16 protein-coding genes are annotated in these 22,547 nt (G+C 71.8%); 3 read left to right on the top strand and 13 right to left on the bottom strand.

Annotation, left to right across the window (positions count from 1 at the left end; genetic code table 11):
* Nucleotides 1-21: 21 nt before the first annotated feature.
* Nucleotides 22-1,746 carry an urease subunit alpha gene (locus tag ABVB68_RS32570; protein WP_353604784.1) on the bottom strand — a complete coding sequence of 575 codons (1,725 nt, stop codon included), beginning with the start codon at nt 1,744-1,746 and terminating at the stop codon, nt 22-24.
* Nucleotides 1,743-2,453, bottom strand: coding sequence for an urease subunit gamma (gene ureA / locus ABVB68_RS32575; RefSeq protein ID WP_353604785.1), 711 nt, complete (start codon nt 2,451-2,453; stop codon nt 1,743-1,745). Before ureA ends, ABVB68_RS32570 begins: the two co-directional genes overlap by 4 nt.
* A 166-nt stretch (nt 2,454-2,619) precedes the next feature.
* On the opposite strand from ureA, the gene ABVB68_RS32580 reads away from it, so the two are divergent.
* Nucleotides 2,620-4,065, top strand: a complete 1,446-nt coding sequence (locus ABVB68_RS32580) for a cytosine permease (protein WP_353604786.1) — start codon at nt 2,620-2,622, stop codon at nt 4,063-4,065.
* On the opposite strand, the gene ABVB68_RS32585 is transcribed toward ABVB68_RS32580, so the two are convergent.
* The 5 genes from ABVB68_RS32585 to ABVB68_RS32605 all read right to left on the bottom strand — a co-directional run bounded on the left by ABVB68_RS32585 (nt 4,062) and on the right by ABVB68_RS32605 (nt 9,728).
* Nucleotides 4,062-5,150 carry a branched-chain amino acid aminotransferase gene (locus ABVB68_RS32585; protein ID WP_353604787.1) on the bottom strand — a complete coding sequence of 363 codons (1,089 nt, stop codon included), beginning with the start codon at nt 5,148-5,150 and terminating at the stop codon, nt 4,062-4,064. The genes ABVB68_RS32580 and ABVB68_RS32585 overlap by 4 nt on opposite strands.
* 243 nt (nt 5,151-5,393) lie before the next feature.
* On the bottom strand, nt 5,394-6,437 hold the full coding sequence (locus ABVB68_RS32590) for a 3-isopropylmalate dehydrogenase (RefSeq protein WP_353604788.1): 1,044 nt from the start codon (nt 6,435-6,437) through the stop codon (nt 5,394-5,396).
* 135 nt (nt 6,438-6,572) lie between these two features.
* Nucleotides 6,573-6,704, bottom strand: coding sequence for a hypothetical protein (locus ABVB68_RS32595; RefSeq protein WP_353604789.1), 132 nt, complete (start codon nt 6,702-6,704; stop codon nt 6,573-6,575).
* A 402-nt stretch (nt 6,705-7,106) separates the two neighbouring features.
* Complete coding sequence (gene pruA, locus ABVB68_RS32600) at nt 7,107-8,738, bottom strand: L-glutamate gamma-semialdehyde dehydrogenase (protein WP_353604790.1); 1,632 nt, start codon at nt 8,736-8,738, stop codon at nt 7,107-7,109.
* 63 nt (nt 8,739-8,801) lie between these two features.
* Nucleotides 8,802-9,728 carry a proline dehydrogenase family protein gene (locus ABVB68_RS32605; RefSeq protein ID WP_353604791.1) on the bottom strand — a complete coding sequence of 309 codons (927 nt, stop codon included), beginning with the start codon at nt 9,726-9,728 and terminating at the stop codon, nt 8,802-8,804.
* A 163-nt stretch (nt 9,729-9,891) separates the two neighbouring features.
* Here ABVB68_RS32605 and ABVB68_RS32610 point away from each other — a divergent pair, with 163 nt between their 5' ends.
* Entirely contained in the window at nt 9,892-11,163 is a 1,272-nt protein-coding gene (locus tag ABVB68_RS32610; protein WP_353604792.1) for a PucR family transcriptional regulator, read from the top strand.
* A 70-nt stretch (nt 11,164-11,233) separates the two neighbouring features.
* Here the strand turns inward: ABVB68_RS32610 and ABVB68_RS32615 are convergent, their stop codons facing one another.
* Complete coding sequence (locus tag ABVB68_RS32615) at nt 11,234-11,818, bottom strand: TetR/AcrR family transcriptional regulator (protein ID WP_353604793.1); 585 nt, start codon at nt 11,816-11,818, stop codon at nt 11,234-11,236.
* A 98-nt stretch (nt 11,819-11,916) separates the two neighbouring features.
* Between ABVB68_RS32615 and ABVB68_RS32620 the strand changes: the two genes are divergently transcribed.
* Nucleotides 11,917-13,446: an MFS transporter gene (locus ABVB68_RS32620; protein ID WP_353604794.1), complete on the top strand. Its 1,530-nt coding sequence runs from the start codon at nt 11,917-11,919 to the stop codon at nt 13,444-13,446.
* Between the two features lie 68 nt (nt 13,447-13,514).
* Here the strand turns inward: ABVB68_RS32620 and serA are convergent, their stop codons facing one another.
* From serA to ABVB68_RS32645, 5 genes are all read right to left on the bottom strand, one after another.
* Complete coding sequence (gene serA, locus ABVB68_RS32625) at nt 13,515-15,104, bottom strand: phosphoglycerate dehydrogenase (RefSeq protein WP_353604795.1); 1,590 nt, start codon at nt 15,102-15,104, stop codon at nt 13,515-13,517.
* Nucleotides 15,105-15,329: 225 nt separating this feature from the next.
* Entirely contained in the window at nt 15,330-16,328 is a 999-nt protein-coding gene (gene ilvC, locus ABVB68_RS32630; RefSeq protein WP_353604796.1) for a ketol-acid reductoisomerase, read from the bottom strand.
* Between the two features lie 120 nt (nt 16,329-16,448).
* A complete protein-coding gene (ilvN, locus tag ABVB68_RS32635) occupies nt 16,449-16,973 on the bottom strand; it encodes an acetolactate synthase small subunit (protein WP_201843191.1) in 525 nt (174 codons plus the stop codon).
* A 20-nt stretch (nt 16,974-16,993) separates the two neighbouring features.
* Nucleotides 16,994-18,844, bottom strand: a complete 1,851-nt coding sequence (locus ABVB68_RS32640; protein WP_353604797.1) for an acetolactate synthase large subunit — start codon at nt 18,842-18,844, stop codon at nt 16,994-16,996.
* A gap of 349 nt (nt 18,845-19,193) precedes the next feature.
* A complete protein-coding gene (locus ABVB68_RS32645) occupies nt 19,194-22,265 on the bottom strand; it encodes a putative bifunctional diguanylate cyclase/phosphodiesterase (RefSeq protein ID WP_503006428.1) in 3,072 nt (1,023 codons plus the stop codon).
* Between the last annotated feature and the right edge of the window lie 282 nt (nt 22,266-22,547).

Below are 22,547 nucleotides of genomic sequence, written 5' to 3' on the forward strand. Positions count from 1 at the left end.
TGTGGAGTCCTTGCGTCCGGTTCAGAGGAAGTAGAGGCGGTTGAGGGAGACGGAGTCGGCGGGCTCCGAGCTGAGCGGATCGCCGTCGAGGGTGACCAGACCGGTGCGCTGGTCGACGTCGACCGCTCCGACGCGGGCGTTCAGCCGCAGGTCGGCGGGTCCGATGCCGCGGGTGCCGCGGACGGCTACCCGGCGGCGGCGGGTGGGCATCCGGTCGTTGCCCTGGTCGACGGACGCCCCGGCGACGAACGCGACCGAGATGTCCGCGGCGGTGGCGCCGTAGGAGCCGAACTGCGGTCCGAGCACCAGGGGTTCGCAGGTGTCGGTGGCCGCGTTGGGGTCGCCGACCACGCCGTACGCCGGGAAGCCGGACTTCAGGACGAGCTGCGGTTTGGCACCGAAGTACTCCGGGCGCCACAGCACGATGTCGGCGAGCTTGCCCACCTCGATCGAGCCCACCTCGTGGGCGAGGCCGTGCGCGATGGCCGGGTTGATGGTCAGCTTGGCCATGTAGCGCAGCACGCGGGCGTTGTCGTCGCCGTCGCCGTCGCCGTCCATGGGGCCGAGTTCGGCCTTCATCTTGCCGGCCATGGCGAAGGTGCGGCGGACCGTCTCCCCCGCGCGCCCCATGCCCTGGGCGTCGGAGGAGGTGATGCCGATCGCGCCCAGGTCGTGCAGCACGTCCTCGGCGCCCATGGTGCCGGCCCGGATGCGGTCGCGGGCCATGGCCGCGTCGCCGGGCAGGTCGGGCTTGAGGTCGTGGACGGAGACGATCATGCCGTAGTGCTCGGCGACCGCGTCCCGGCCGAAGGGCAGGGTGGGGTTGGTCGAGGAACCGATGACGTTCGGGACGCCGGCCATCTTCAGCACGTTGGGCACGTGCCCGCCGCCGCAGCCCTCGATGTGGAAGGCGTGGATGGTGCGGCCTTCGAGGACGCGCAGGGTGTCCTCCACCGACAGGCACTCGTTCAGGCCGTCGCTGTGCAGGGCCACCTGGACGTCGTGCTCCTCGGCGACGCGCAGGGCGGTGTCGAGCGCCCGGGTGTGCGCGCCCATGTCCTCGTGCACCTTGAAGCCCGAGGCGCCTCCCTCGGCGAGCGCCTCGACGAGCGGCGCGTCCGAGGAGGACGAACCGCGGCCGAGGAAGCCGATGTTGACGGGCCAGGCGTCGAAGGCGTTGAAGGCGTGCCGCAGCGCCCAGGGGGAGTTGACGCCCACACCCCAGACGGGGCCGAACTCCTGCCCGATGATCGTCGTCACGCCGGAGGCGAGGGAGGCCTCCATGATCCGCGGCGACAGCAGGTGGACGTGGGTGTCGACGGCACCGGCGGTGGCGATCAGCCCCTCGCCGGAGACGATGGAGGTGCCGGTGCCGACGACGACGTCCACCCCGTCGAGGGTGTCCGGGTTGCCGGCGCGTCCGACGGCGTGGATACGGCCTTCCCGGATGCCGATGGAGACCTTCCTGATCCCCTGCACCGCGTCGATCACGACGACGTTGCTGATCACGACGTCACAGGTCTCGCGGACGGCGGCGGCCTTCAGGTGCAGTCCGTCGCGCGCGGTCTTGCCGAAGCCGGCCAGGAACTCGTCGCCGTAGCGCTGGGAGTCGGACTCGACCCGGACGGTGAGGCCCGAGTCGCCGAGGCGGACGCGGTCGCCGGCCCGGGGGCCGTGGGCGGCCGCGTAGGCGTGCGGGTCGACATGGATCGCCCGGCTGACCTCTCGTCCCTTCGAGCGGCTCATCGTTCCTCGCCTCCGTCCGGCGCACCCTCCGGCGCGACCCCGAGATACCCGCAGGCCGCCGCCCTGCGCAGGGCCTCCTCCCGCGCGCCGGGCGCGTCCAGCGGCCCGTCGACCAGTCCGGCGAAGCCGATCGCGACGCGCTCACCGCCGATCGGCACCAGGCCGACCTCCTCGCTCTCCCCCGGCCCGAACCGGACCGAGGAGCCGGCGGGGACGGCGAGCCGCATGCCGTAGGCGGCCGGACGGTCGAAGTCGAGGCGCGGGTTGGCCTCGAAGAAGTGGAAGTGGGAGGTCACCGAGACCGGCACGGTGGCGGTGTTGGTGACGCGGCACCGCAGGACGGGCTCGGGGTCGGCGTGCCCGGGTCCGGGCAGCAGCGCGCCGGGGGCGTCCTCGCCGAGGCCGCCGCCGATGGGGTCGGAGACCACCGCGAGCCGGGAGCCGTCGTCGAAGACCGCCTCGACCATCACCTCGGTGACGACGTCGGCGACGCCCGGCAGCACGTCCTCGGGGCCGAGCACCGACCGGGCGGCCTCGACGGCCTCCGCCAGCCGCCTGCCGTCCCGGGCGGCCTCGCAGACCGTGTCCGCGATCAGCGCGGTCGCCTCGGGCACGTTCAGCCGCAGACCGCGCGCGCGGCGGGCCCGGGCGAGCTCGGCCGCCCCGAAGAGCAGCAGCCGGTCACGTTCCGTGGGGGTCAGTCTCACGACGCGGCACCTCCTTGCCTTCCATCAGTTAGAGCATCACTCTAAACGCGGGATTCATGAAACAGAAGCATTGACCGGGGACAGCAGGTCACGTCACATTGAACGTCGCTCAAAACACCGCTCAGCGAGTGCGGAAGCCCAGGCGGCCGTCGAAGGAGACCCAGCCATGCCGATCGAACAGCGCGGAGTCGACACCATCCCGGACGAGGAGCGGACCAGCGGTCCGCGCGACCTCGTCTCGATCCTGCTCGGCTCCAACCTCTGCCTCGGGGTGATCATCTTCGGCTGGCTGCCGCCGTCCTTCGGCCTCGGCTGGTGGGCCTCGGTCAGCGCCGTCGTCGCGGGCACCGTGGTCGGCACGCTGTTCACGGCCCCGCTCGCGCTGGTCTCCCTGCGCACCGCGACGAACCTGTCCACCTCCTCCGGCGCCCAGTTCGGTGTGCGGGGCCGGCTGGTCGGCTCGGTGGTCGGGCTGCTGCTGGCGCTCGGCTACACCGCGCTGACGGTGTGGATCGGCGGGGACGTGATGCTGGGGGTCCTCGGCCGGCTCCTCGGGGTGCCGGCGGACGGGCTGTCGTACGCCCTGGTCTACGGGGTGCTCGCCGCGGCGACCGTCGCGGGCGCTGTCTACGGCTACCGGGTCCTGCTGGCCATGTCCCGGGTACTGGCCTTCGGCATGACGGCCCTGCTGGCCCTCGGCGTCCTCGCCTACGCCCCCCACTTCACCACCGCCGCGCTGCCGGACGCCGGCGGCTATCTGCTGGGCTCCTTCTGGCCGACCTGGTTCCTGGCCGTGGTGGCGGCGGGGCTGTCCGGCCCGATCGCCTTCATCACGCTGCTCGGCGACTACACCCGCTACATCTCCCCCGCCCGTCATTCCAGCCGCAAGGTCCTGCACGCCACCTGGCTGGGCCTGGTCCTCGGGCTGCTGGTGCCACAGCTGTTCGGCACCTTCACCGCCTACGCGGCCGGCTCCGCCGCCGACTACGCGGGTCCGCTGGTCACGGCCTCCCCGGCCTGGTACCTGGTGCCGCTGCTGCTGTCCGCGTCCGCCGGCTCGGTCGGCAACGCGGGCCTGATGCTGTACTCCATGGGCCTCGACCTGGACGCCATCCTGCCCAGGGCGTCGAGGGCCCGGGCCACCTTCACGGTCGCCGTCGTCGCCACCGCCTGCGTCTTCGCCGGCCACTACGCCTGGAACGCGCAGTCCGCGATGACCTCCTTCGTCCTGCTCCTGACCGCCGTCGGCACCCCGTGGGCGGTGATCACGCTGATCGGCTTCGTCCGCTGCCGCGGCGTGTACGACGCCGACGCCCTGCAGGTCTTCAACCGCCGGTCCCGGGGCGGGGTCTACTGGTACCGGGCCGGCTGGAACGTGCCGGCCACCGCGTCCTGGGCGGCCGGCGCGCTGGTCGGGCTGCTGGGGGTGTCCCTGCCGTCGTACACGGGCCCGCTGCTGGCGCTGACCGGCGGGGTGGACTGCAGCTTCCTGCTGTCGGGCTTCGTGGGCGGTGCCGTCTACCTGCTGCTGACGCTCGGCCCGGAACGCGCCAGGGCCGCCGCGGACCTCGAGGAGTCCGGGGCGGCCCTGAGCATGTCGGGCGAGCGTTAGCCGATCTTGTGCATCCAGCCGTGCTTGTCCTCGGTCATGCCCCGCTGGAGCCCGAGCAGGGCCTCGCGCAGCCGGCCGGTGACCGGGCCGGGGGTGCCGTCGCCGTGGGTCCAGCCGTCCGTCCTGGTCTTGACGTGGCCGATCGGGGTGACCACCGCGGCGGTGCCGCAGGCGAAGACCTCGGTGAGGGCACCGGAGGCGGCGTCCTCCCGCCACTGCTGGAGGGTGATCGTGCCCTCCTCGGCGGTGTAGCCGAGGTCGCGGGCGACCTGGAGGAGGGAGTCGCGGGTGATGCCCTCCAGGATGGAGCCGGTCAGCGACGGGGTGACGATCCGGTCGCCGTAGACGAAGGCGACGTTCATGCTGCCGCTCTCCTCGACCTTGGTCCGGGTGACCGCGTCGAGGTAGACCACCTGGTCGCAGCCGTGCGCCGCGGCCTCGGCCTGCGGGAGGAGGGAGGCCGCGTAGTTGCCGCCCGTCTTCGCGTCGCCCGTGCCGCCCGGGACGGCGCGGACGTGGTCCTCGGAGACCCAGATGGTGACCGGCTTCACGCCGCCGGCGAAGTACGCGCCGGACGGGGAGGCGATCAGCATGAACAGGTACTCGTTCGCCGGGTGCACGCCCAGCGCGGCCTCCGTGGCGAACATGAACGGGCGCAGGTAGAGGGACGCCTCACCGCCGTGCGGCGGCACCCAGTCGGCGTCCTGGGTGAGCAGCGCGTCCAGGGCCGCGATGAACAGCTCCTCGGGCAGCTCGGCCATGGCCATGCGGCGGGCGGAGTTGCGGAAGCGGCGGGCGTTGGCCTCGGGGCGGAAGAGCGCGACCGAGCCGTCGGGCTGCCGGTAGGCCTTCAGGCCCTCGAAGATCTCCTGGCCGTAGTGCAGGACGTGGGTGGAGGGGTCGAGCGAGATCGGGCCGTACGGAACGAGCTGCGCGTCGTGCCAGCCGCGGCCCTCGGTCCACCTGATCGTCACCATGTGGTCGGTGAAGTGGCGGCCGAACCCGGGGTTGGCCAGGATCGCCTCGCGCTCCGCGGCGGCTAGCGGGTGGGCGGAGGGCTTGAGCTCGATCGTGGGCGTCGTCATGAGTGGTTGTCCTTCACCGGTCGTAGTGACGGGCCGCGCTCACGCCCATACTGCCAGTCGTCAGTGCCAGGACGTCCGAGCTTTCCCTCATACCGCGGCTCCGCGTTCGATTATCGCGCGCGGCCCGGAGCGGGACGGAACGGGGGTGAGTACGGCCCAGGGGTCGATGGTGGCACCCGGCGGGGACACGAGGAAGCCGCCGGGTGGGGTGACCCGGCGGCTTGTGCTTGGTGGAGCGCCGGGTCAGCCGGCTACTCGGGCGGCGAGCGCGTCGCCGATCCGCGCGGTGCCGCGCGCACCGAGCGCGGCCCGCTCGGTCAGGTCGGCGGCGACGGCCGCGTCGATGCGGTCGGCCTCCGCGTCGTAGCCGAGGTGGCGCAGCAGCAGGGCGACGGACAGGACCGTGGCGGTCGGGTCGGCCTTGCCCTGTCCGGCGATGTCCGGGGCCGAGCCGTGGACCGGCTCGAACATCGACGGGAACGCGCGAGTGGGGTTGATGTTGCCGGAGGCGGCCACGCCGATGCCGCCGGAGACGGCCGCGGCGAGGTCGGTGATGATGTCGCCGAAGAGGTTGTCGGTGACGATGACGTCGAACCGGCCCGGGTCGGTGACGAGGTAGATCGTCGCCGCGTCCACGTGGACGTAGTCGGTGGTGACCTCGGGGAACTCCGCGGCCACCCGGTTGAAGACGTTCGTCCACAGGTGCCCGGCGAAGGTCAGCACGTTGTTCTTGTGGACCAGCGTGAGCTTCTTGCGCGGGCGGGCCTGGGCGCGGGCGAAGGCGTCGCGCACCACGCGCTCCACACCGAAGGCCGTGTTGACCGAGACCTCGGTGGCGACCTCGTGCTCGGTGCCCTTGCGGATGGTGCCGCCGTTGCCCGTGTACGGGCCCTCGGTGCCTTCGCGGACGACGACGAAGTCGATCTCCGGCTGGCCCGCCAGCGGAGTGGCGACACCCGGGAGCAGCTTCGACGGCCGCAGGTTGACGTGGTGGTCGAAGGCGAAGCGGAGCCTCAGCAGGAAGCCGCGCTCCAGGACACCGGAGGGCACCGACGGATCGCCGATGGCGCCGAGCAGGATGGCGTCGTGCCGCTTGAGCGCGTCGAGGTCGGCGTCGGTGAGGGTCTCACCGGTGGCGTGGTAGCGCCGGGCGCCGAAGTCGTACTCCTCGGTCTCCAGCTTCACATCCTGCGGCAGGACGGCGGAGAGGACCTTGAGACCCTCGGCCACGACCTCCTGGCCGATGCCGTCACCGGGGATCACTGCGAGATTGATGCTGCGAGACATGCCCGGCACCCTACTCCTCGTCCCAGAGCATGACACGCCCTGTCCGACATGCGGACGGCGGATCGACCACCTCGAGGTGCGGCGGGGCGGTCGGGGCCCCGTCGCGCCTCGCTCGGTCCGGTGGGTGAGCGCCGGTCAGTGGCCGGTCTCGCCGCCGTTGTCCCGGCGGTCGAGGGCGCGCTGGAGGGCGGCGGCGGCGTTCCTGCGGTCGGACTCGCTCGTGTGGGACACGTGGCGGACCCGGGGGCGGACGGTCGTCTCGGCCATGGAAATCGACTCCTTCGGCAAACGTGGAGTACGGCAATGGGGGGGTTGCGAGACGCCGGAAGTGGCGGGGAGCGGCGGCCGCAGGGGTTGCCTGCACGGGCCACGGCTCACGAGCGCCGTTCGCTGGATCGAGCGAGACGTTCGGCTACTTCAAAGCTAGGCGAGCCGGCCGCGTCTGTCTGCACCATTACTCGGACTTCCTACTATCTGAGACGGTGGAGCGGGTCACACGGCCCTGAGCTGCGCCTTCGTGCGTTCGGGGGAGGTCCGGCCGAGGGATGGCAGGGTGCGGACCCACGCGCGGACGGCGGCGGGCCGCACCTCCCGGCCGCGGACGGACGACGGGCCGGGAAGCCTGCGCGGGGGCGGGCTTCCCGGCCCGTGGACCGGTGCTGGGGGCTGTCAGCCCATGTGCGGGTACGCGTAGTCGGTCGGCGGGACCAGGGTCTCCTTGATGGCGCGGGTCAGCGTCCAGCGCAGGAGGTTCTGGGGGGCGCCGGCCTTGTCGTTGGTGCCGGAGGCGCGGCCGCCGCCGAAGGGCTGCTGGCCGACGACGGCGCCGGTCGACTTGTCGTTGATGTAGAAGTTGCCCGCGGCGAAGCGGAGCTTCTCCATCGTGTACGCGGCCGCGGCACGGTCGTTGGAGATGACCGATCCGGTGAGGGCGTAGTCCGACACCGACTCCATCTGGGTCAGCATCTCGTCGTACTTGTCGTCCTCGTACACGTACACACCGAGGATCGGACCGAAGTACTCGGTGCGGAAGATCTCGTTCTCCGGGTCGCTGGACTCGATGACGGTCGGGCGGACGAAGTAGCCGACCGAGTCGTCGTAGGAGCCGCCGGCCACGATCGTGCAGGTCGGGTCCTCCTTGGCGCGGTCGATGGCGGCCTTGTTCTTGGCGAAGGAACGCTCGTCGATCACGGCGCCGAGGAAGTTCGACAGGTCGGTGACGTCGCCCATGGTCAGGTAGTCGACCTCGGCCGCGAACTCCTCCTTGAACCCGGAGTTCCAGATGGAGGCCGGGATGTAGGCGCGGGAGGTCGCGCTGCACTTCTGGCCCTGGTACTCGAAGGCGCCGCGGGTGAGGGCGGTCTTGAGGACGGCGCGGTCGGCGCTCGGGTGGGCGACGAGGAAGTCCTTGCCGCCGGTCTCGCCGACCAGGCGCGGGTAGGCGCGGTACTTGTCGATGTTGTTGCCGACCGTCTTCCACAGGTACTGGAAGGTCTTGGTCGAGCCGGTGAAGTGGATGCCCGCGAGGTCGCGGTGGGCCAGGGCCACCTCGGAGACCTCGATGCCGTCGCCGGTGACGAGGTTGATGACGCCCTTGGGCAGACCGGCCTCCTCCAGCAGCTGCATGAGCAGCACGGCGGCGTGGGTCTGGGTCGGGGACGGCTTCCAGACCACCACGTTGCCCATCAGGGCCGGGGCGGTGGGCAGGTTCGCGGCGATCGCGCTGAAGTTGAACGGCGTGATCGCGTAGACGAAGCCCTCCAGCGGGCGGTGGTCCAGCCGGTTCCAGACGCCCGGGGAGTTCGCCGGGGGCTGCTCGGCGAGGATCTGGCGGGCGTAGTGGACGTTGAAGCGCCAGAAGTCGACCAGCTCGCAGGGGCTGTCGATCTCCGCCTGCTGGGCGGTCTTCGACTGGCCGAGCATGGTGGAGGCGGCGATCGTCTCGCGCCACGGACCGGCCAGCAGCTCGGCGGCGCGCAGGATGATCGCGGCGCGGTCGTCGAACGCCATCGCGCGCCAGGCCGGCGCGGCGGCGAGGGCCGCGTCGACGGCGTCCTGCGCGTCCTGCCGGGTGGCGTTGCGGAGCGTGCCGATGACGGCCTTGTGGTTGTGCGGCTGGACGACCTGGAAGACCTCGCCGCCGCCCATGCGCTTCTCCCCGCCGATGGTCATCGGCAGGTCGATCGGGTTCTCGGCCAGCTCCTTGAGCTTGACCTCCAGGCGGGCGCGCTCGGGCGAGCCGGGGGCGTAGCCGTGCACCGGCTCGTTGACGGGGGTGGGGACCTGGGTCACAGCGTCCATGGGATCCGTAACTCCTTGTACGTGAGCGGGTGTCGCGGGGAGGTGGGCGGGAGGGTGGCTGCCTCAGCCCTTGCTGATCATGCTGCGGACGAAGAAGCGCAGGTTCGCCGGCTTCTCCGCCAGGCGGCGCATGAAGTAGCCGTACCAGTCGGTGCCGTAGGCGGTGTAGACGCGCATGCGGTGGCCCTCGGCGGCCAGCCGCAGGTGCTCGTCGCCGCGGATGCCGTAGAGCATCTGGAACTCGTACTCGTCGAGCTTACGGCCGGCCCTGTGGGCCAGTTCCTGGGCGACCGCGATCAGGCGCGGGTCGTGGGATCCGACCATCGGGTAGCCCTCGCCCTCCATCAGCGTCCTGAGGACACGGACGTACGCCTTGTCGATCTCGTGCTTCTGCTGGTAGGCGACCTCGGCGGGCTCCTTGTAGGCGCCCTTCACCAGCCGCACCCGGCTGCCGGACTCCGCCAGGCGCCGGGCGTCGGCCTCGGTGCGGAAGAGGTAGGCCTGGATGACACAGCCGGTCTGCGGGAAGTCCTTCCGCAGCTCCTCGTGGATGGCGAACATCGAGTCCAGGGTGGTGTGGTCCTCGGCGTCCAGGGTGACCGTCGTGCCGATGGCCGCGGCGGCCTCGACGACCGGGTGGACGTTCGCGAGCGCCAGCTCGTGGCCGCCGTCGAGGGCCTGCCCGAACATGGACAGCTTGACGGACATCTCGACCCGCTCGCCGAGACCGAGGTCACGCAGCCGGTCGATCAGCGCCAGATAGGCGTCCCGGGCGGCACCGGCCTGCTCGGGGGTGGTGATGTCCTCACCGACGACGTCCATCGTCAGCTCCAGGCCCTTGGCCGTCAGCTCCTCGATGATCGGGACGATGTCGGCCACGGTCTCGCCCGGGATGAAGCGGTCGACGACCTGCTTGGTCACCGGGGCCGCCGAGATCAGGCGACGCATCCGGTCGCTGCGCGACGCGGCGAGAATCACGGGACCCAGCACGGGGCACCTCCACATACCAACCCATACGAGGCCGCCACCCGACGATTCGGGTACGGCACGGAGAACCACCGTGAAACCTAAGGATCTCTTCGATCGTGGGCCATCGACAGCTGTCACGCATCCGTGCCCTGGATCTCAGACAGATGTATGAAGGCGGCGGCAAATGCGGGAGAATGCCCGGGTGACGGCCGCTTACAAGGGTGACTACCAGGAGCTCGTGGACGAGATCTCCGAGCTGCTGGGCGCCCCGGCGACCCTGGAGAACCGGGACTTCGAGCTGATCGCCTTCGGCGCGTACGACAGCGAGGGCGACCTCGATCCCTCCGCCCTGGACCCCGTGCGCACCCGCTCGATCCTGTCCCGGCGCTCCACCGCCGCGGTGCGGACGTGGTTCGAGGGCTTCGGCATCACCCGGGCGGCCGGGCCGGTCCGGATCCCGCCGAGCACCGCGGCGGGGGTGTACCGCGGACGGGTCTGCCTGCCGGTGCGCCATCGGGGGGTCGTGCTGGGCTATGTCTGGCTGCTGGACGGGGACCCGGGACCGACGGACGCGCAGCTGGCCGCCGCCATGCAGGTGACGGGGCGGATCGGCGCGCTGCTGGCCGACGAGGCGCAGGCGGGGGCGGGGCTCGGCCGGGAGCTGCGGGCGGTGCTCACCGCGGAGAGCGGCTGGCAGCGGGACATGGCGGTCGCGGAGCTGCGCACCGCCCTCGGGTCCCGCGCGGACGGCCCGCACACCCTGGTCTGCGTGGCCCCGTGGCCCGCGGCCGACCCGGACGACGCCCCCTCGCCGCGCACGGTTCCGCATGCCGCGGCCCTGTGCACGGTTCCGTGGGGTGCGACGGCCCAGAGCCTGGCGGTGCTGGTGCGGCTGCGCTCGGCGGACGTGGGCGCGCCGGCCCTGGCGGCGGCGACGCGGCTGCTGAAGGAGGCGGAGGCGACGCCGGGGACCGTGGCGCGCGGTGCCGGGGCCCGGACGGCGGCGGCGGTCGCCGCGGGGTTCCCCGGCGCCGCCGGGTTCGCCCTGTACGCCGCCGGGGTGGGCGAGCCCCGCACCGGTCTGGCCGAGCTGGGCACGGTCTGGCAGGAGGCCCGCGCGGCGGCGCGGGCCGCGCTGGCCGAGCCGCGCTTCGGGCCGGTCGCCGAGTGGGCGCGCATCGGGCCGTACCGGCTGCTGGCCGCGCTGCCGCCGCAGGCCGCCCACGATCCCGTGGTCGGTCCGCTGCTGTCCCCCGCCCACCGCGAACTGGCCCGCACCGCCGAGGTCTACCTGGACTGCGCCGGGCAGGCCGGCCGCACCGCCGCCGAACTGGGGGTCCACCGCCAGACGCTGTACTACCGCCTGTCCCGGGTCGAGCAGCTGACCGGCCTGGACCTGGACGACGGAGAGGACCGGCTGCTGCTGCACATGGCGTTGAAGCGGGCACGCCTGTAATCGCCCCCCGGATCGCCGGGTCACCGGATTACCGGGCCACCGGGCCACCGGGAGACGCCGGACGGTCCGGTCAGCTCTCCGCGGCGCCCTGGAGCAGGCGGCGCAGTCCCTCCGTGAGCTGTTCGGCCTCGGGCGCGGTCTTCGGGGCGAACGACCACTGGGAGATGAGGCCCGTCATCAGGACGGTGTAGAAGACGCCGAGCGTGTCCACGTCGTCCTCCGTGACCTCGTCCTCCGGTACGTCCGCCATGAGGGCGACGAACGCCCGTGAGCCTTCCCGCTGCGCCTTCGCGAGATGGTCGCGCACCTCGGGCAGCTGGTCGCCCAGGGCCGCGATCTCCGCGCTGAGCCGCCAGAACGAGCCCGGCTCCCGCATGGTGGCGATGACGTTGGACCACATCTCCCGGAAGCGCTCCAGGGAACCCGGCGCACCGGTGAGCCCGGTGTTCGCCTCGCCGGTGAACGCGTCGGACACACCTTCCACCAGGGACACGTAGGCCTGCGCGAGCAGCGCGTCCTTGGAGCCGTAGTGGTAGCCGATCGAGGCGAGGTTGGTCCCCGACTCCTTGACGATGTCCCGCGCGGTCGTGCGCGCGAAGCCCTTCTCCAGCAGGCAGCGCTTGGCGCCCTCGAGCAGATCCTCACGGTGTCCCATGCCGGTCACCCTACTCCGAGATCAATACAGCCGTCTTAGACGCTTGTTTTATACAAGCGTTCTAGACAAGCGTATTAGACGCCCGTACATTCCTCTGCATGACGAACGCGCCCCGCACCATCCCGACCTCGCCCCCGCCCACCCGTGCCGGAGGCCGCGAGTGGACCGCTCTCGGCGTGCTGATGCTGCCGCTCCTGCTGGTCTCGATGGACGTCTCCGTCCTGTACTTCGCGACCCCCGCGATCGGCGCCGACCTGAACCCGAGCGGCACCCAGCAGCTGTGGATCTTCGACATCTACGGCTTCGTGCTGGCCGGCCTGCTGATGACGATGGGCTCCCTCGGCGACCGCATCGGGCGCCGCAGGCTCCTGCTGCTGGGAGCCGCGGCCTTCGGTGCCGCCTCGCTCCTCGCGGCCTACGCGGACAGCGCCGAGACCCTGATCGCGGCCCGCGCGGTCCTCGGCATCGGCGGCGCGACCCTGATGCCGTCCACGATGGCGCTGCTGCGCACGATGTTCACCGACCCCGCCCAGCGGGCCAAGGCGATCGGACTGTGGTCCGGCGTGATGACCGGCGGCATCGCCCTCGGCTCGGTGATGAGCGGCATCCTCGTCGAGCACTTCTGGTGGGGTTCGGTCTTCCTGGTCAACCTGCCCGCGATGGCGCTGCTGCTGGTCCTCGGCCCGGTGCTGCTGCCGGAGTCGAGGAACCCCGAGCCCGGCCGCTTCGACTGGCCGAGCGTGCCGTTGTCGATGGCGGCCGTACTGCCCGTGATCTACGGGCTGAAGGAGATCCCCTCCGAAGGCTGGCACCCGCAGTACGTCGTCTCGGTCACCGTCGGCCTGCTCTTCGCGACGCTGTTCGTCCACCGCCAGCGCACCACCGGCTCCCCGCTGATCCCGCCGGACCTGCTGAAGGGCCGCGGCTTCGCCCCGGCGCTGGTCCTGAACCTCGTCGCCGCCCTCGGGGTGATGGGCTCGGCCGTCTTCACCACGCAGTACCTGCAGTCGGTCCTCGGCAAGAGCCCGCTGTCGGCCGCGCTGTGGAGCCTGCTGCCCTCGGTGTTCATCGGCGCCGCCGGTCCGGTCACCGCGTGGCTCGTCCGACGGGGCGTCGGCCGCGGGTACGTCGTCGCGGGCGGCTTCGCGGTCATGGCGGCCGGTTACGGGCTCATGGCCGGCACGGGCACCGACTCCCTGTGGCTGGTCCTGGCCGGAACCGGCGTCCTGGCCTGCGGGGCGGTCGCCGTCATGTCGCAGCTGACCGACCTGGCCATGAGCAGCGCCCCGGTGGAGCGCTCCGGCTCGGCCTCCTCGCTGCTGGAGACGGGCAGCGAGTTCGGGGGCGCGCTCGGCATGGCGGTCCTCGGCTCCATCGGTACGGCCGTCTACCGCCACGAGATGCCGGCCGGCGCCCCGGACCAGGCCCGCGAGACCCTGGGCGGTGCCCTCGCCGCGGCCGGCCGGCTGCCCGGCCCCGCCGGCGAGACGCTGCTCGGCACGGCCCGGCACGCCTTCGCCGGCGGCATGCAGGGGGCGATGATCGCCGGCGCCGTGCTGCTCGCGCTGGCGGCGGTGGGAGCGGCGGTGTCGCTGCGGAGGACCGGGCCCGGAGAGGGCGGGAAGTAGCAGGACGGCGCAACGCCGGACGGGCCGAGGAAGACCTCGGCCCGTCCGGCGTCGTCAGCGGGGGTGGGTCACACCAGGTTCACCGAGCGGGCGGACGTGGCCCCGATCTCCGAGGCCAGCTCGGCCAGCACACCGGTGTCGACCGTGTCGTCCACGGTCAGGACGGCCAGCGCCTCACCGCCGACCGTCGCGCGGGCGACCTGCATGCCGGCGATGTTGACGCCCGCCTCGCCGAGAATGCGGCCGACGGTGCCCACGACACCCGGACGGTCCTCGTAGCGCAGGACGACCATGTGGTCGGCGAGCGCGAGGTCGACGTCGTAGTCGCCGACCGCCACGATCTTCTGGACGTGCTTGGGGCCGGCCAGCGTGCCGGAGACCGACACCTCCTCGCCGGTGCCCAGCGTGCCGCGGACGGTCACCACGTTGCGGTGCTCGGCCGACTCCGAGCTGGTGGTCAGGCGGACCTCGACACCGCGCTCCTGCGCGAACAGCGGGGCGTTGACGTACGACACCGTCTCGGCGACGACGTCCTCGAAGACACCCTTGAGCGCGGACAGCTCCAGCACCTTCACGTCGTGCTGGGTGATCTCGCCGTACACCTCGACGTCGAGGCGCACCGCGACCTCGCCGGCGAGCGCGGTGAAGATGCGTCCGAGGCGCTCGGCGAGCGGCAGACCGGGCTTGACGTCCTCGGCGATGACACCGCCCTGGACGTTCACCGCGTCCGGCACCAGCTCACCGGCCAGTGCGAGGCGGACGGACCTGGCGACGGCGATGCCCGCCTTCTCCTGGGCCTCGTCGGTGGAGGCGCCGAGGTGTGGGGTGCACACGACCTGGTCCAGCTCGAACAGCGGGGAGTCGGTGCAGGGCTCCTTGGCGTACACGTCGAGGCCGGCGCCGGCGACCCGGCCCTCCTTGAGCGCCGCGTACAGCGCCGCCTCGTCGACGATGCCGCCACGCGCGGCGTTGACGACGCGCACGCTGGGCTTGACCTTGCGCAGCGCCTCCTCGCCGATGAGGCCGAGGGTCTCGGGGGTCTTGGGCAGGTGGACGGTGATGAAGTCGGAGACCTCGAGCAGCTCGTCCAGCGACAGCACCTTGACGCCCATCTGCGCGGCCCGCGCGGGCTGCACGTACGGGTCGTAGGCGACGACCTTCATGCCGAAGGCGGACATCCGCTGCGCGACCAGGGCGCCGATGCGGCCCAGGCCCACCACGCCGAGGGTCTTCTCGGCCAGCTCGACCCCGGTGTACTTGCTGCGCTTCCACTCGCCGTTCTTCAGCGCGGCGTTGGCCTGCGGGATGTTGCGGGCGGTGGCGAGGATGAGACCGCAGGCGAGCTCGGCGGCGGTCACGATGTTGGAGGTCGGGGCGTTGACGACCATCACGCCGGCCTTGGTGGCGGCGGAGACGTCGACGTTGTCCAGGCCGACGCCGGCCCGGGCGACGACCTTCAGCTTCCTGGCGGCGGCGATGGCCTCCGCGTCGACCTTGGTGGCGGAGCGGATCAGGATCGCGTCGACGTCGGCGATGGCGGGGAGCAGTTCCGCTCGATCGGCTCCGTTGGCGTGCCGGATCTCGAAGTCCGGGCCGAGCGCGTCGACGGTCGCGGGCGAAAGCTCTTCAGCGATGAGTACGACAGGTTTCGAGCTCACGTGAGTCCTCACAAGTCCAATGCGGACGGCCGTCCCGACGGCCGCAGGCGGTGGAGGGGCTAGCCGCGGAAGACGCACGACGCTGTGGGCCTGACGCGTGTTGTCCAGCAGTCTAGTGGCGTGGCGGTGGCCGTCATGCGCCTCCGCGGAAGGATCACCCGTCCGGGGCTGGACGGGGTGGACAACAGGGGCCGGAGGGTTGGGCTCCGGCCCCCGCCACGAGGCTTACGCCTCCTCGTTCACCCAGCTCATCAGCTTGCGCAGCTGCTTGCCGGTGGTCTCCAGCAGGTGCTCGGAGTCCTGCTTCTTGTACTCGTTGTACTTCTTCAGACCGCCGTGGTACTCGTCCATCCAGTTCCGGGCGAAGGTGCCGTCCTGGATCTCGGCGAGGATCTTCTTCATCTCGGCCTTGGTGGCGTCGGTGATGATGCGCGGGCCGGTGACGTAGTCGCCCCACTCGGCGGTCTCGGAGATGGACCAGCGCATCTTCTCCAGGCCGCCCTCGTACATGAGGTCCACGATCAGCTTCAGCTCGTGCAGGCACTCGAAGTAGGCGATCTCCGGCTGGTAGCCGGCCTCGGTCAGGGTCTCGAAGCCCGCCTTGACCAGCGCGGCCGTGCCACCGCACAGGACGGCCTGCTCGCCGAAGAGGTCGGTCTCGGTCTCCTCGGTGAAGGTCGTCTTGATGACACCGGCGCGGGTGCCGCCGATGCCCTTGGCGTACGACAGGGCCAGCGCGAAGGCGTCGCCGGAGGCGTCCTGCTCGACGGCGGCGATGCACGGCACACCGCGGCCCTCCTCGTACTGGCGGCGGACCAGGTGGCCCGGGCCCTTGGGGGCGACCATGCAGACGTCCACACCGGCCGGGGGCTTGATGAAGCCGAACCGGATGTTGAGGCCGTGGCCGAAGAAGAGGGCGTCGCCGTCGTTCAGGTGCGGGGCGATGGACTCCTCGTACACCTGGGCCTGGATCGGGTCCGGGACCAGGATCATGATCACGTCGGCCTCGGCGGCGGCCTCGGCCGGGGTGACCACGCGCAGGCCCTGCTCCTCGGCCTTGGCCCTGGACTTCGAGCCCTCGTGCAGGCCGACCCGCACGTCCACACCGGAGTCACGCAGCGACAGCGCGTGGGCGTGGCCCTGGCTGCCGTAGCCGATGACCGCGACCTTGCGGCCCTGGATGATGGACAGGTCGGCGTCAGCGTCGTAGAACAGCTCGGCCACTTTGGGTTCTCTCCTTGGTGTGCAGGTTGTGCGTCCCACCGTATGCCGGTGGGGGGAAGGGAAGTTCTGGGGTCTCGGCATACGGGCGGCCGGCGGGGCGCCGACCGTCCGTACTCGGCCTTACGCGGACCGGTCCAGAGCGCGCAGCGAGCGGTCCGTGATCGAGCGGGCGCCGCGGCCGATCGCGATCGTGCCGGACTGCACCAGCTCCTTGATGCCGTACGGCTCCAGCATCTTGAGCATGGCGGACAGCTTCTCGCCGGAGCCGGTGGCCTCGATGGTGACGGCCTCCGGGGAGACGTCGACCGTCTTGGCGCGGAACAGCTGGACGATCTCCACGATCTGGGAGCGGGTCTCGTTGTCGGCGCGCACCTTCACCAGGACGAGTTCGCGCTGAACCGCCTGGCCGGGTTCCAGCTCGACGATCTTCAGCACGTTGACGAGCTTGTTGAGCTGCTTGGTGACCTGCTCGAGCGGCAGGTCCTCGACGCCCACCACGATGGTGATGCGGGAGATGTCGGGGTGCTCGGTGACACCGACCGCGAGCGAGTCGATGTTGAAGCCGCGGCGGGAGAACAGGGCGGCGATCCGGGCGAGGATGCCCGGCGTGTTCTCCACCAGGACGGAGAGCGTGTGCTTGGACATGGTCTCTGGGTCTCTCTCGCTCAGTCGTCTTCGTTGTCGCCGAAGTCGGGGCGGACGTCCCGGGCGGCCAGGATCTCGTCGTTGGAGGTGCCGGCGGCGACCATCGGCCACACCATCGCGTCCTCGTGGACGATGAAGTCGACGACGACGGGCCGGTCGTTGATCGAGTTCGCCTCCGCGATGACCTTGTCCAGGTCCTCGGGGCGCTCGCAGCGCAGGCCCACGCAGCCCATCGCCTCGGACAGCTTCACGAAGTCCGGCACGCGGGTGCCCCTGGCCTGCGGGTTGACGTCGTCGGGGCCGCTGTGCAGCACGGTGTTGGAGTAGCGCTGGTTGTAGAAGAGGGTCTGCCACTGGCGGACCATCCCGAGGGCGCCGTTGTTGATGATGGCGACCTTGATCGGGATGTTGTTCAGGGCGCAGGTGGTCAGCTCCTGATTGGTCATCTGGAAGCAGCCGTCGCCGTCGATCGCCCAGACCGTCTGCTCCGGCCGGCCGGCCTTGGCGCCCATGGCGGCCGGGACCGCGTAGCCCATCGTCCCGGCGCCGCCGGAGTTCAGCCAGGTGGCGGGCTTGTCGTACTGGATGAAGTGGGCGGACCACATCTGGTGCTGGCCGACGCCCGCCGCGAAGATCGTGCCCTCCGGGGCGAGCTGCCCGACGCGCTCGATGACCGCCTGCGGGGAGAGCGAGCCGTCCTCGGGCTGGTCGTAGCCGAGCGGGTAGGTGTCGCGCCAGCGGCTGAGGTCGCTCCACCAGGCGGTGTAGTCGCCCCGGTGGCCGTCGCTGTGTTCCTTCTGCACGGCCTGGACCAGGTCGGCGATGACCTCGCGGGCGTCACCGACGATCGGCACGTCCGCGGCGCGGTTCTTGCCGATCTCGGCCGGGTCGATGTCGGCGTGGACGATCTTGGCGTAGGGGGCGAAGCTGTCCAGCTTGCCGGTGACGCGGTCGTCGAAGCGGGCTCCGAGGGCGACGATCAGGTCGGCCTTCTGCAGCGCGGTGACGGCGGTGACCGCACCGTGCATGCCCGGCATTCCCACGTGCAGCGGGTGGCTGTCGGGGAATGCGCCGAGCGCCATCAGGGTGGTGGTGACGGGCGCTCCGGTGAGTTCGGCGAGGACCTTCAGCTCGGCGGTGGCCTGTGCCTTGAGGACGCCGCCGCCGACGTAGAGGACGGGCTTGCGGGCGGCGGTGATCAGCTTGGCCGCCTCGCGGATCTGCTTGGCGTGCGGCTTGGTCACCGGGCGGTAGCCGGGCAGGTCCATGGTGGGCGGCCAGGAGAAGGTGGTCCGCGACTGCAGGGCGTCCTTGGCGATGTCGACCAGGACCGGGCCCGGGCGGCCGGTGGAGGCGATGTGGAAGGCCTGCGCGATGACCCGCGGGATGTCCTCAGCCTTGGTGACGAGGAAGTTGTGCTTGGTGATCGGCATGGTGATGCCGACGATGTCCGCCTCCTGGAAGGCGTCCGTGCCGATCGCCTTCGAGGCGACCTGGCCGGTGATCGCGACCAGCGGGACCGAGTCCATGTGCGCGTCGGCGATCGGCGTCACCAGGTTCGTGGCGCCCGGGCCCGAGGTGGCCATGCAGACGCCGACCTTGCCGGTGGCCTGCGCGTAGCCCGTGGCCGCGTGGCCCGCGCCCTGCTCGTGGCGGACCAGGACGTGCCGCACCCGGGTGGAGTCCATCAGCGGGTCGTACGCCGGGAGGATCGCGCCGCCGGGAATACCGAACACCGTGTCCGCGCCGACCTCCTCGAGGGAGCGGATGAGGGACTGCGCGCCCGTCACGTGCTCGACAGTGGCGGAGTGATGTCCTCCGGAACGGGGCCGCGGCTGCGGATGGTGGGCCCCGGTGGCCTGCTCGGTCATCGGCATTCTCTTCTCGATGCTGAGGGTTTTTGCGAGGTTCGGGCGGAGTTCGGGCGCTGCACGCAAGGCACTCGTGCAACAAAAAACCCCTCGTGCCGCAAGGCAAGCGAGGGGAGCGCGCCGGTGAGGTCGCTGGGGATTCCGGATCGTCCTCCGGTGGGTCCCAGCTCAGCCGACGCGCTGTCCAAGTACGAGAATTCGGGTGCGCATGGCACTGACCCTCCCTCCGGCACACACCACGTGTCAAGTGGGTGGGACGGGAGTCTCAGCATATGAACGGAGGGCGCCGCCGCCCCGGATGACCGCGGCAGCCCCCGCGCGTCTTGCCGGACCCCGCTCCACCGCTCGTTCACCTACGGGGCGCGCCACTCGGGGTGGAGGCCACCACCGTGCTCAGCCCTTCGGGCCGCCGCGCGGTGACCTCCTCGACACCGACGCGCCCCTGCGGCTCCCGCACACCGCCCGCGAGGACCGGCTCGGCCGGTGCGTGGGGCACCGGGTAGTGCCCGGATCCGAGCGCCCGGCGCAGCCGGTACTCGTCCAGCGGCCCGGTGAAGGCCATGCCCTGCCCGTGCGTGCAGCCCAGCGCGCGCAGCGCGACCACCTGCTCGGGCAGGTCCACGCCCTCGGCGACGGACTGCAGCCCGAGGTCGCCGGCGATCCGCAGCAGCCCACCGGTGATCTTGTGCAGGCGGGCGGACTCCACGACCCCCTCGACCAGCCCGCGGTCGAGCTTGAGGATGTCCACGGGCAGCCTTCTGAGGGCGGTGATGGCCGCCTGACCGCTGCCGAACCCGTCCAGCGCGATCCGCACCCCCAGTCTGCTGAGCGCGGTCAGCCGCCGCTCCAGCTCCTCGAGGCAGAGCCGGGGATCGGTGTCGGACAGCTCGATGACCAGCGCGCCCGGGGGCAGCCCGTGCCGGGTCAGCAGCGCCTCCACCGAGCCCAGCGGCATCGAGCGGTCCAGCAGCCGCCGGGCACTCATCCGGACCGCCACGGGGACGACGATCCCGGTGGCGGCCCGCTCGGCGGCCTGCTCCACGGCCTCGCGGAAGATCCAGCGGTCCAGTTCAGCGGTCTTGTCGCTGTCCTCGGCCACCCGCAGGAACTCGGCCGGCGTGAACAGCACCCCCTGGGAGGAGCGCCAGCGCGCCTGTGCGCAGACCGCCGTGATCCGGCCGTTCTCCAGGCACACCACCGGCTGGTGCAGCAGCGCGAACTCGCCGTCGTGCAGCGCGGCGCGCAGCCGCGTGGCCAGCTCCGCCTTGCGTACGACGTCCTGCTGCATCTGCGGTTTGTACAGTTCGACCCGGCCCTTGCCCGCCGACTTCGCGCGGTACATGGCGAGGTCGGCGTTGCGCAGCAGCTCCCCCGCCCCGAGGCCCGGTTCGGCGAAGGCCACCCCGATGGAGGCGTTGACCCGGACATCGTTGCCGCCGATGGCGTACGGCTGGGAGAGGGTGGACCTCAGGCGGTCGGCGAGCTCCAGGATGTTGTGCTCCCGGGCGGCACGGTCGCGGGTGCCGTCCCCGACGATCAGGGCCGCGAACTCGTCGCCGCCGAGCCGGGACGCGGTGTCCCCGTGCCGGACGGCGTCCTGGAGTCTGCGGGCGGCCTGGACGAGCAGTTCGTCGCCGGCCTGGTGCCCGATCGTGTCGTTGACGGCCTTGAAGCCGTCCAGGTCGATGAAGAGCACGGCCGTACCGTGCAGGGCGGCGCCCCGGTCGGTGGCGCGGCGGCCGGACAGGGCCTGCTGGACGCGCCGGGTGAACAGCGCGCGGTTGGGCAGGTCGGTCAGCGGGTCGTGCTCGGCGTTGTGCTGCAACTGCGCCTGCAGCCGCACTCTCTCGGTCACGTCCCGGCTGTTGAAGATCAGGCCGCCGTGGTGCCGGTTGACGGTGGACTCGACGTTGAGCCAGCCGCCGTCGCCGGAGCGGAACCGGCACTCGATGCGCGTGGTGGGCTCCTCCAGCGGGCTGGCGGCGAGGAAGCGGCGCACCTCGTGCACCACGCAGCCCAGGTCCTCCGGGTGGATGAGGGCGGCGAGCTCCGAGCCCACCAGATCCTCGGCGGGCCGTCCGTAGACCCCGGCGGCGGCCGGGGAGACGTACCGCAGGATGCCGTTGGGCGCGGCGATCATGATCACGTCGCTGGAGCCCTGCACCAGGGAGCGGAAGTGGTTCTCCTTCTGCGCCAGTTCCTGGGTGAGGGTGATGTTGTCCAGCAGCATGATGCCCTGCCGGATGACGAGTGCGAGCACGACGCCGCCCGCGGTGATCAGCACCACGTGGTCGGGCCTGCGGCCGTTCAGGACGTTGTACAGGATGCCCAGGGTGCACACGGCGGCGGCGAGGTACGGGGTGAGCGCGGCGAGGGAGCCGGCGAGCGGCCGTCCCGCCGGGTACCGGCTCAGCTCACCGGCCGCGGCGGGCGCCGCCGCCGGTACGGGCGCCGGAGCGGGCGCGGCCCCCGGAGCCCGCACCGGAGCCGGTGCGGGCGCGGGCGGGTGGTGGCGGCCGGTGCCGCGCTGCCCGGGCAGGTGCTCGTGGACCACGCGCGTGTGCCCGTCGGGCGGGCGGGTCCTGGGCGCGCTGTGCGGTCTCGGCGCGACCCAGGGGGCGTAGGCGAGCAGCAGTGAACCGGCGAACCAGCCGGCGTCCAGCAGCTGTCCGGAACGGTAACTGCTGTGCAGCAGCGGCGAGGTGAACAGCGCGTCGCACATCACGGTCAGCGCGAGCGCGCCGATGGCCGTGTTCACCGCCGTGCGGTTGCCCGGCGCGCGGCGGAAGTGCAGCGCGAGGACCATGCTGACGAGCGCGATGTCGAGCAGCGGGTACGCCAGCGACAGCGCGGTGTGCGCCACGCTCGACCCGTCGAAGCGGGCCGCCTGGGCGAGCGCGAGGCTCCAGGACAGGGTGAGCAGTGAGCCGCCGATCAGCCAGGCGTCCAGGCCCAGGCAGATCCAGCCCGCTCGGGTCACCGGGCGCTTGGCGAGGACCAGCAGGCCCACGATGGCGGGCGGCGCGAAGCACAGGAAGAACAGGTCGGCGCAGCTGGGGCTGGGCACGGGCCGGCCGAGGACGACCTCGTACCAGCCCCAGATGGCGTTGCCGAGAGCCGCCATCGCCGAGGACAGCGCGAAGAGCATCCAGGCGGGCCGGAAGCGCACGCGCGCGGTGCGGCCGTACAGGAAGCACGAGACGGCGGCGGCGCCCGCCGCGGCGCTCAGCCCGAAGTCGCCCATGATCAGCGCGACTTGCTCCGATCCCCAGTCGAAAGCGGACCCGGCGGCGTAGCCCGCGCAGACGACGGCCAGGACGAGTTGCTCCGTCAGCGTGCCCATGCGGGCGGCGGGACGGCGGGGCGGCGGCACGTCCTGCGGGTGTGGCGCGCGCACCGCACCGTCGAGGGTGCTCGTCATGGAGGGCGGCGCGCTCACCGGGGCCTCCCGGTCCGCGCCGTCCCCGGGTCCCGACGGTCCCGGTGCGCCGGGTGCGCATACCGCCTGCGGCCGGTGTGCCTGCGCTGCTGGTGGCTGCGGTGGCCGGTGTGATGGCCGCGTCTGCGCGCGGTCGTGCGCCAGGGTCGCCGTCGGCGGCTCCGCCGCGTCGGATCGCTCGTCCATAGGCCGTGCATCGCCCGTCGCCCCCCTCACAAATCTGAAATGTCCGTCCCCGGCGCCCCAAGGTCGGCGGCGCAGCCC

The sequence above is a fragment of the Streptomyces sp. NPDC096012 genome (genome assembly GCF_040426375.1).
Classification (GTDB): Bacteria; Actinomycetota; Actinomycetes; order Streptomycetales; family Streptomycetaceae; genus Streptomyces.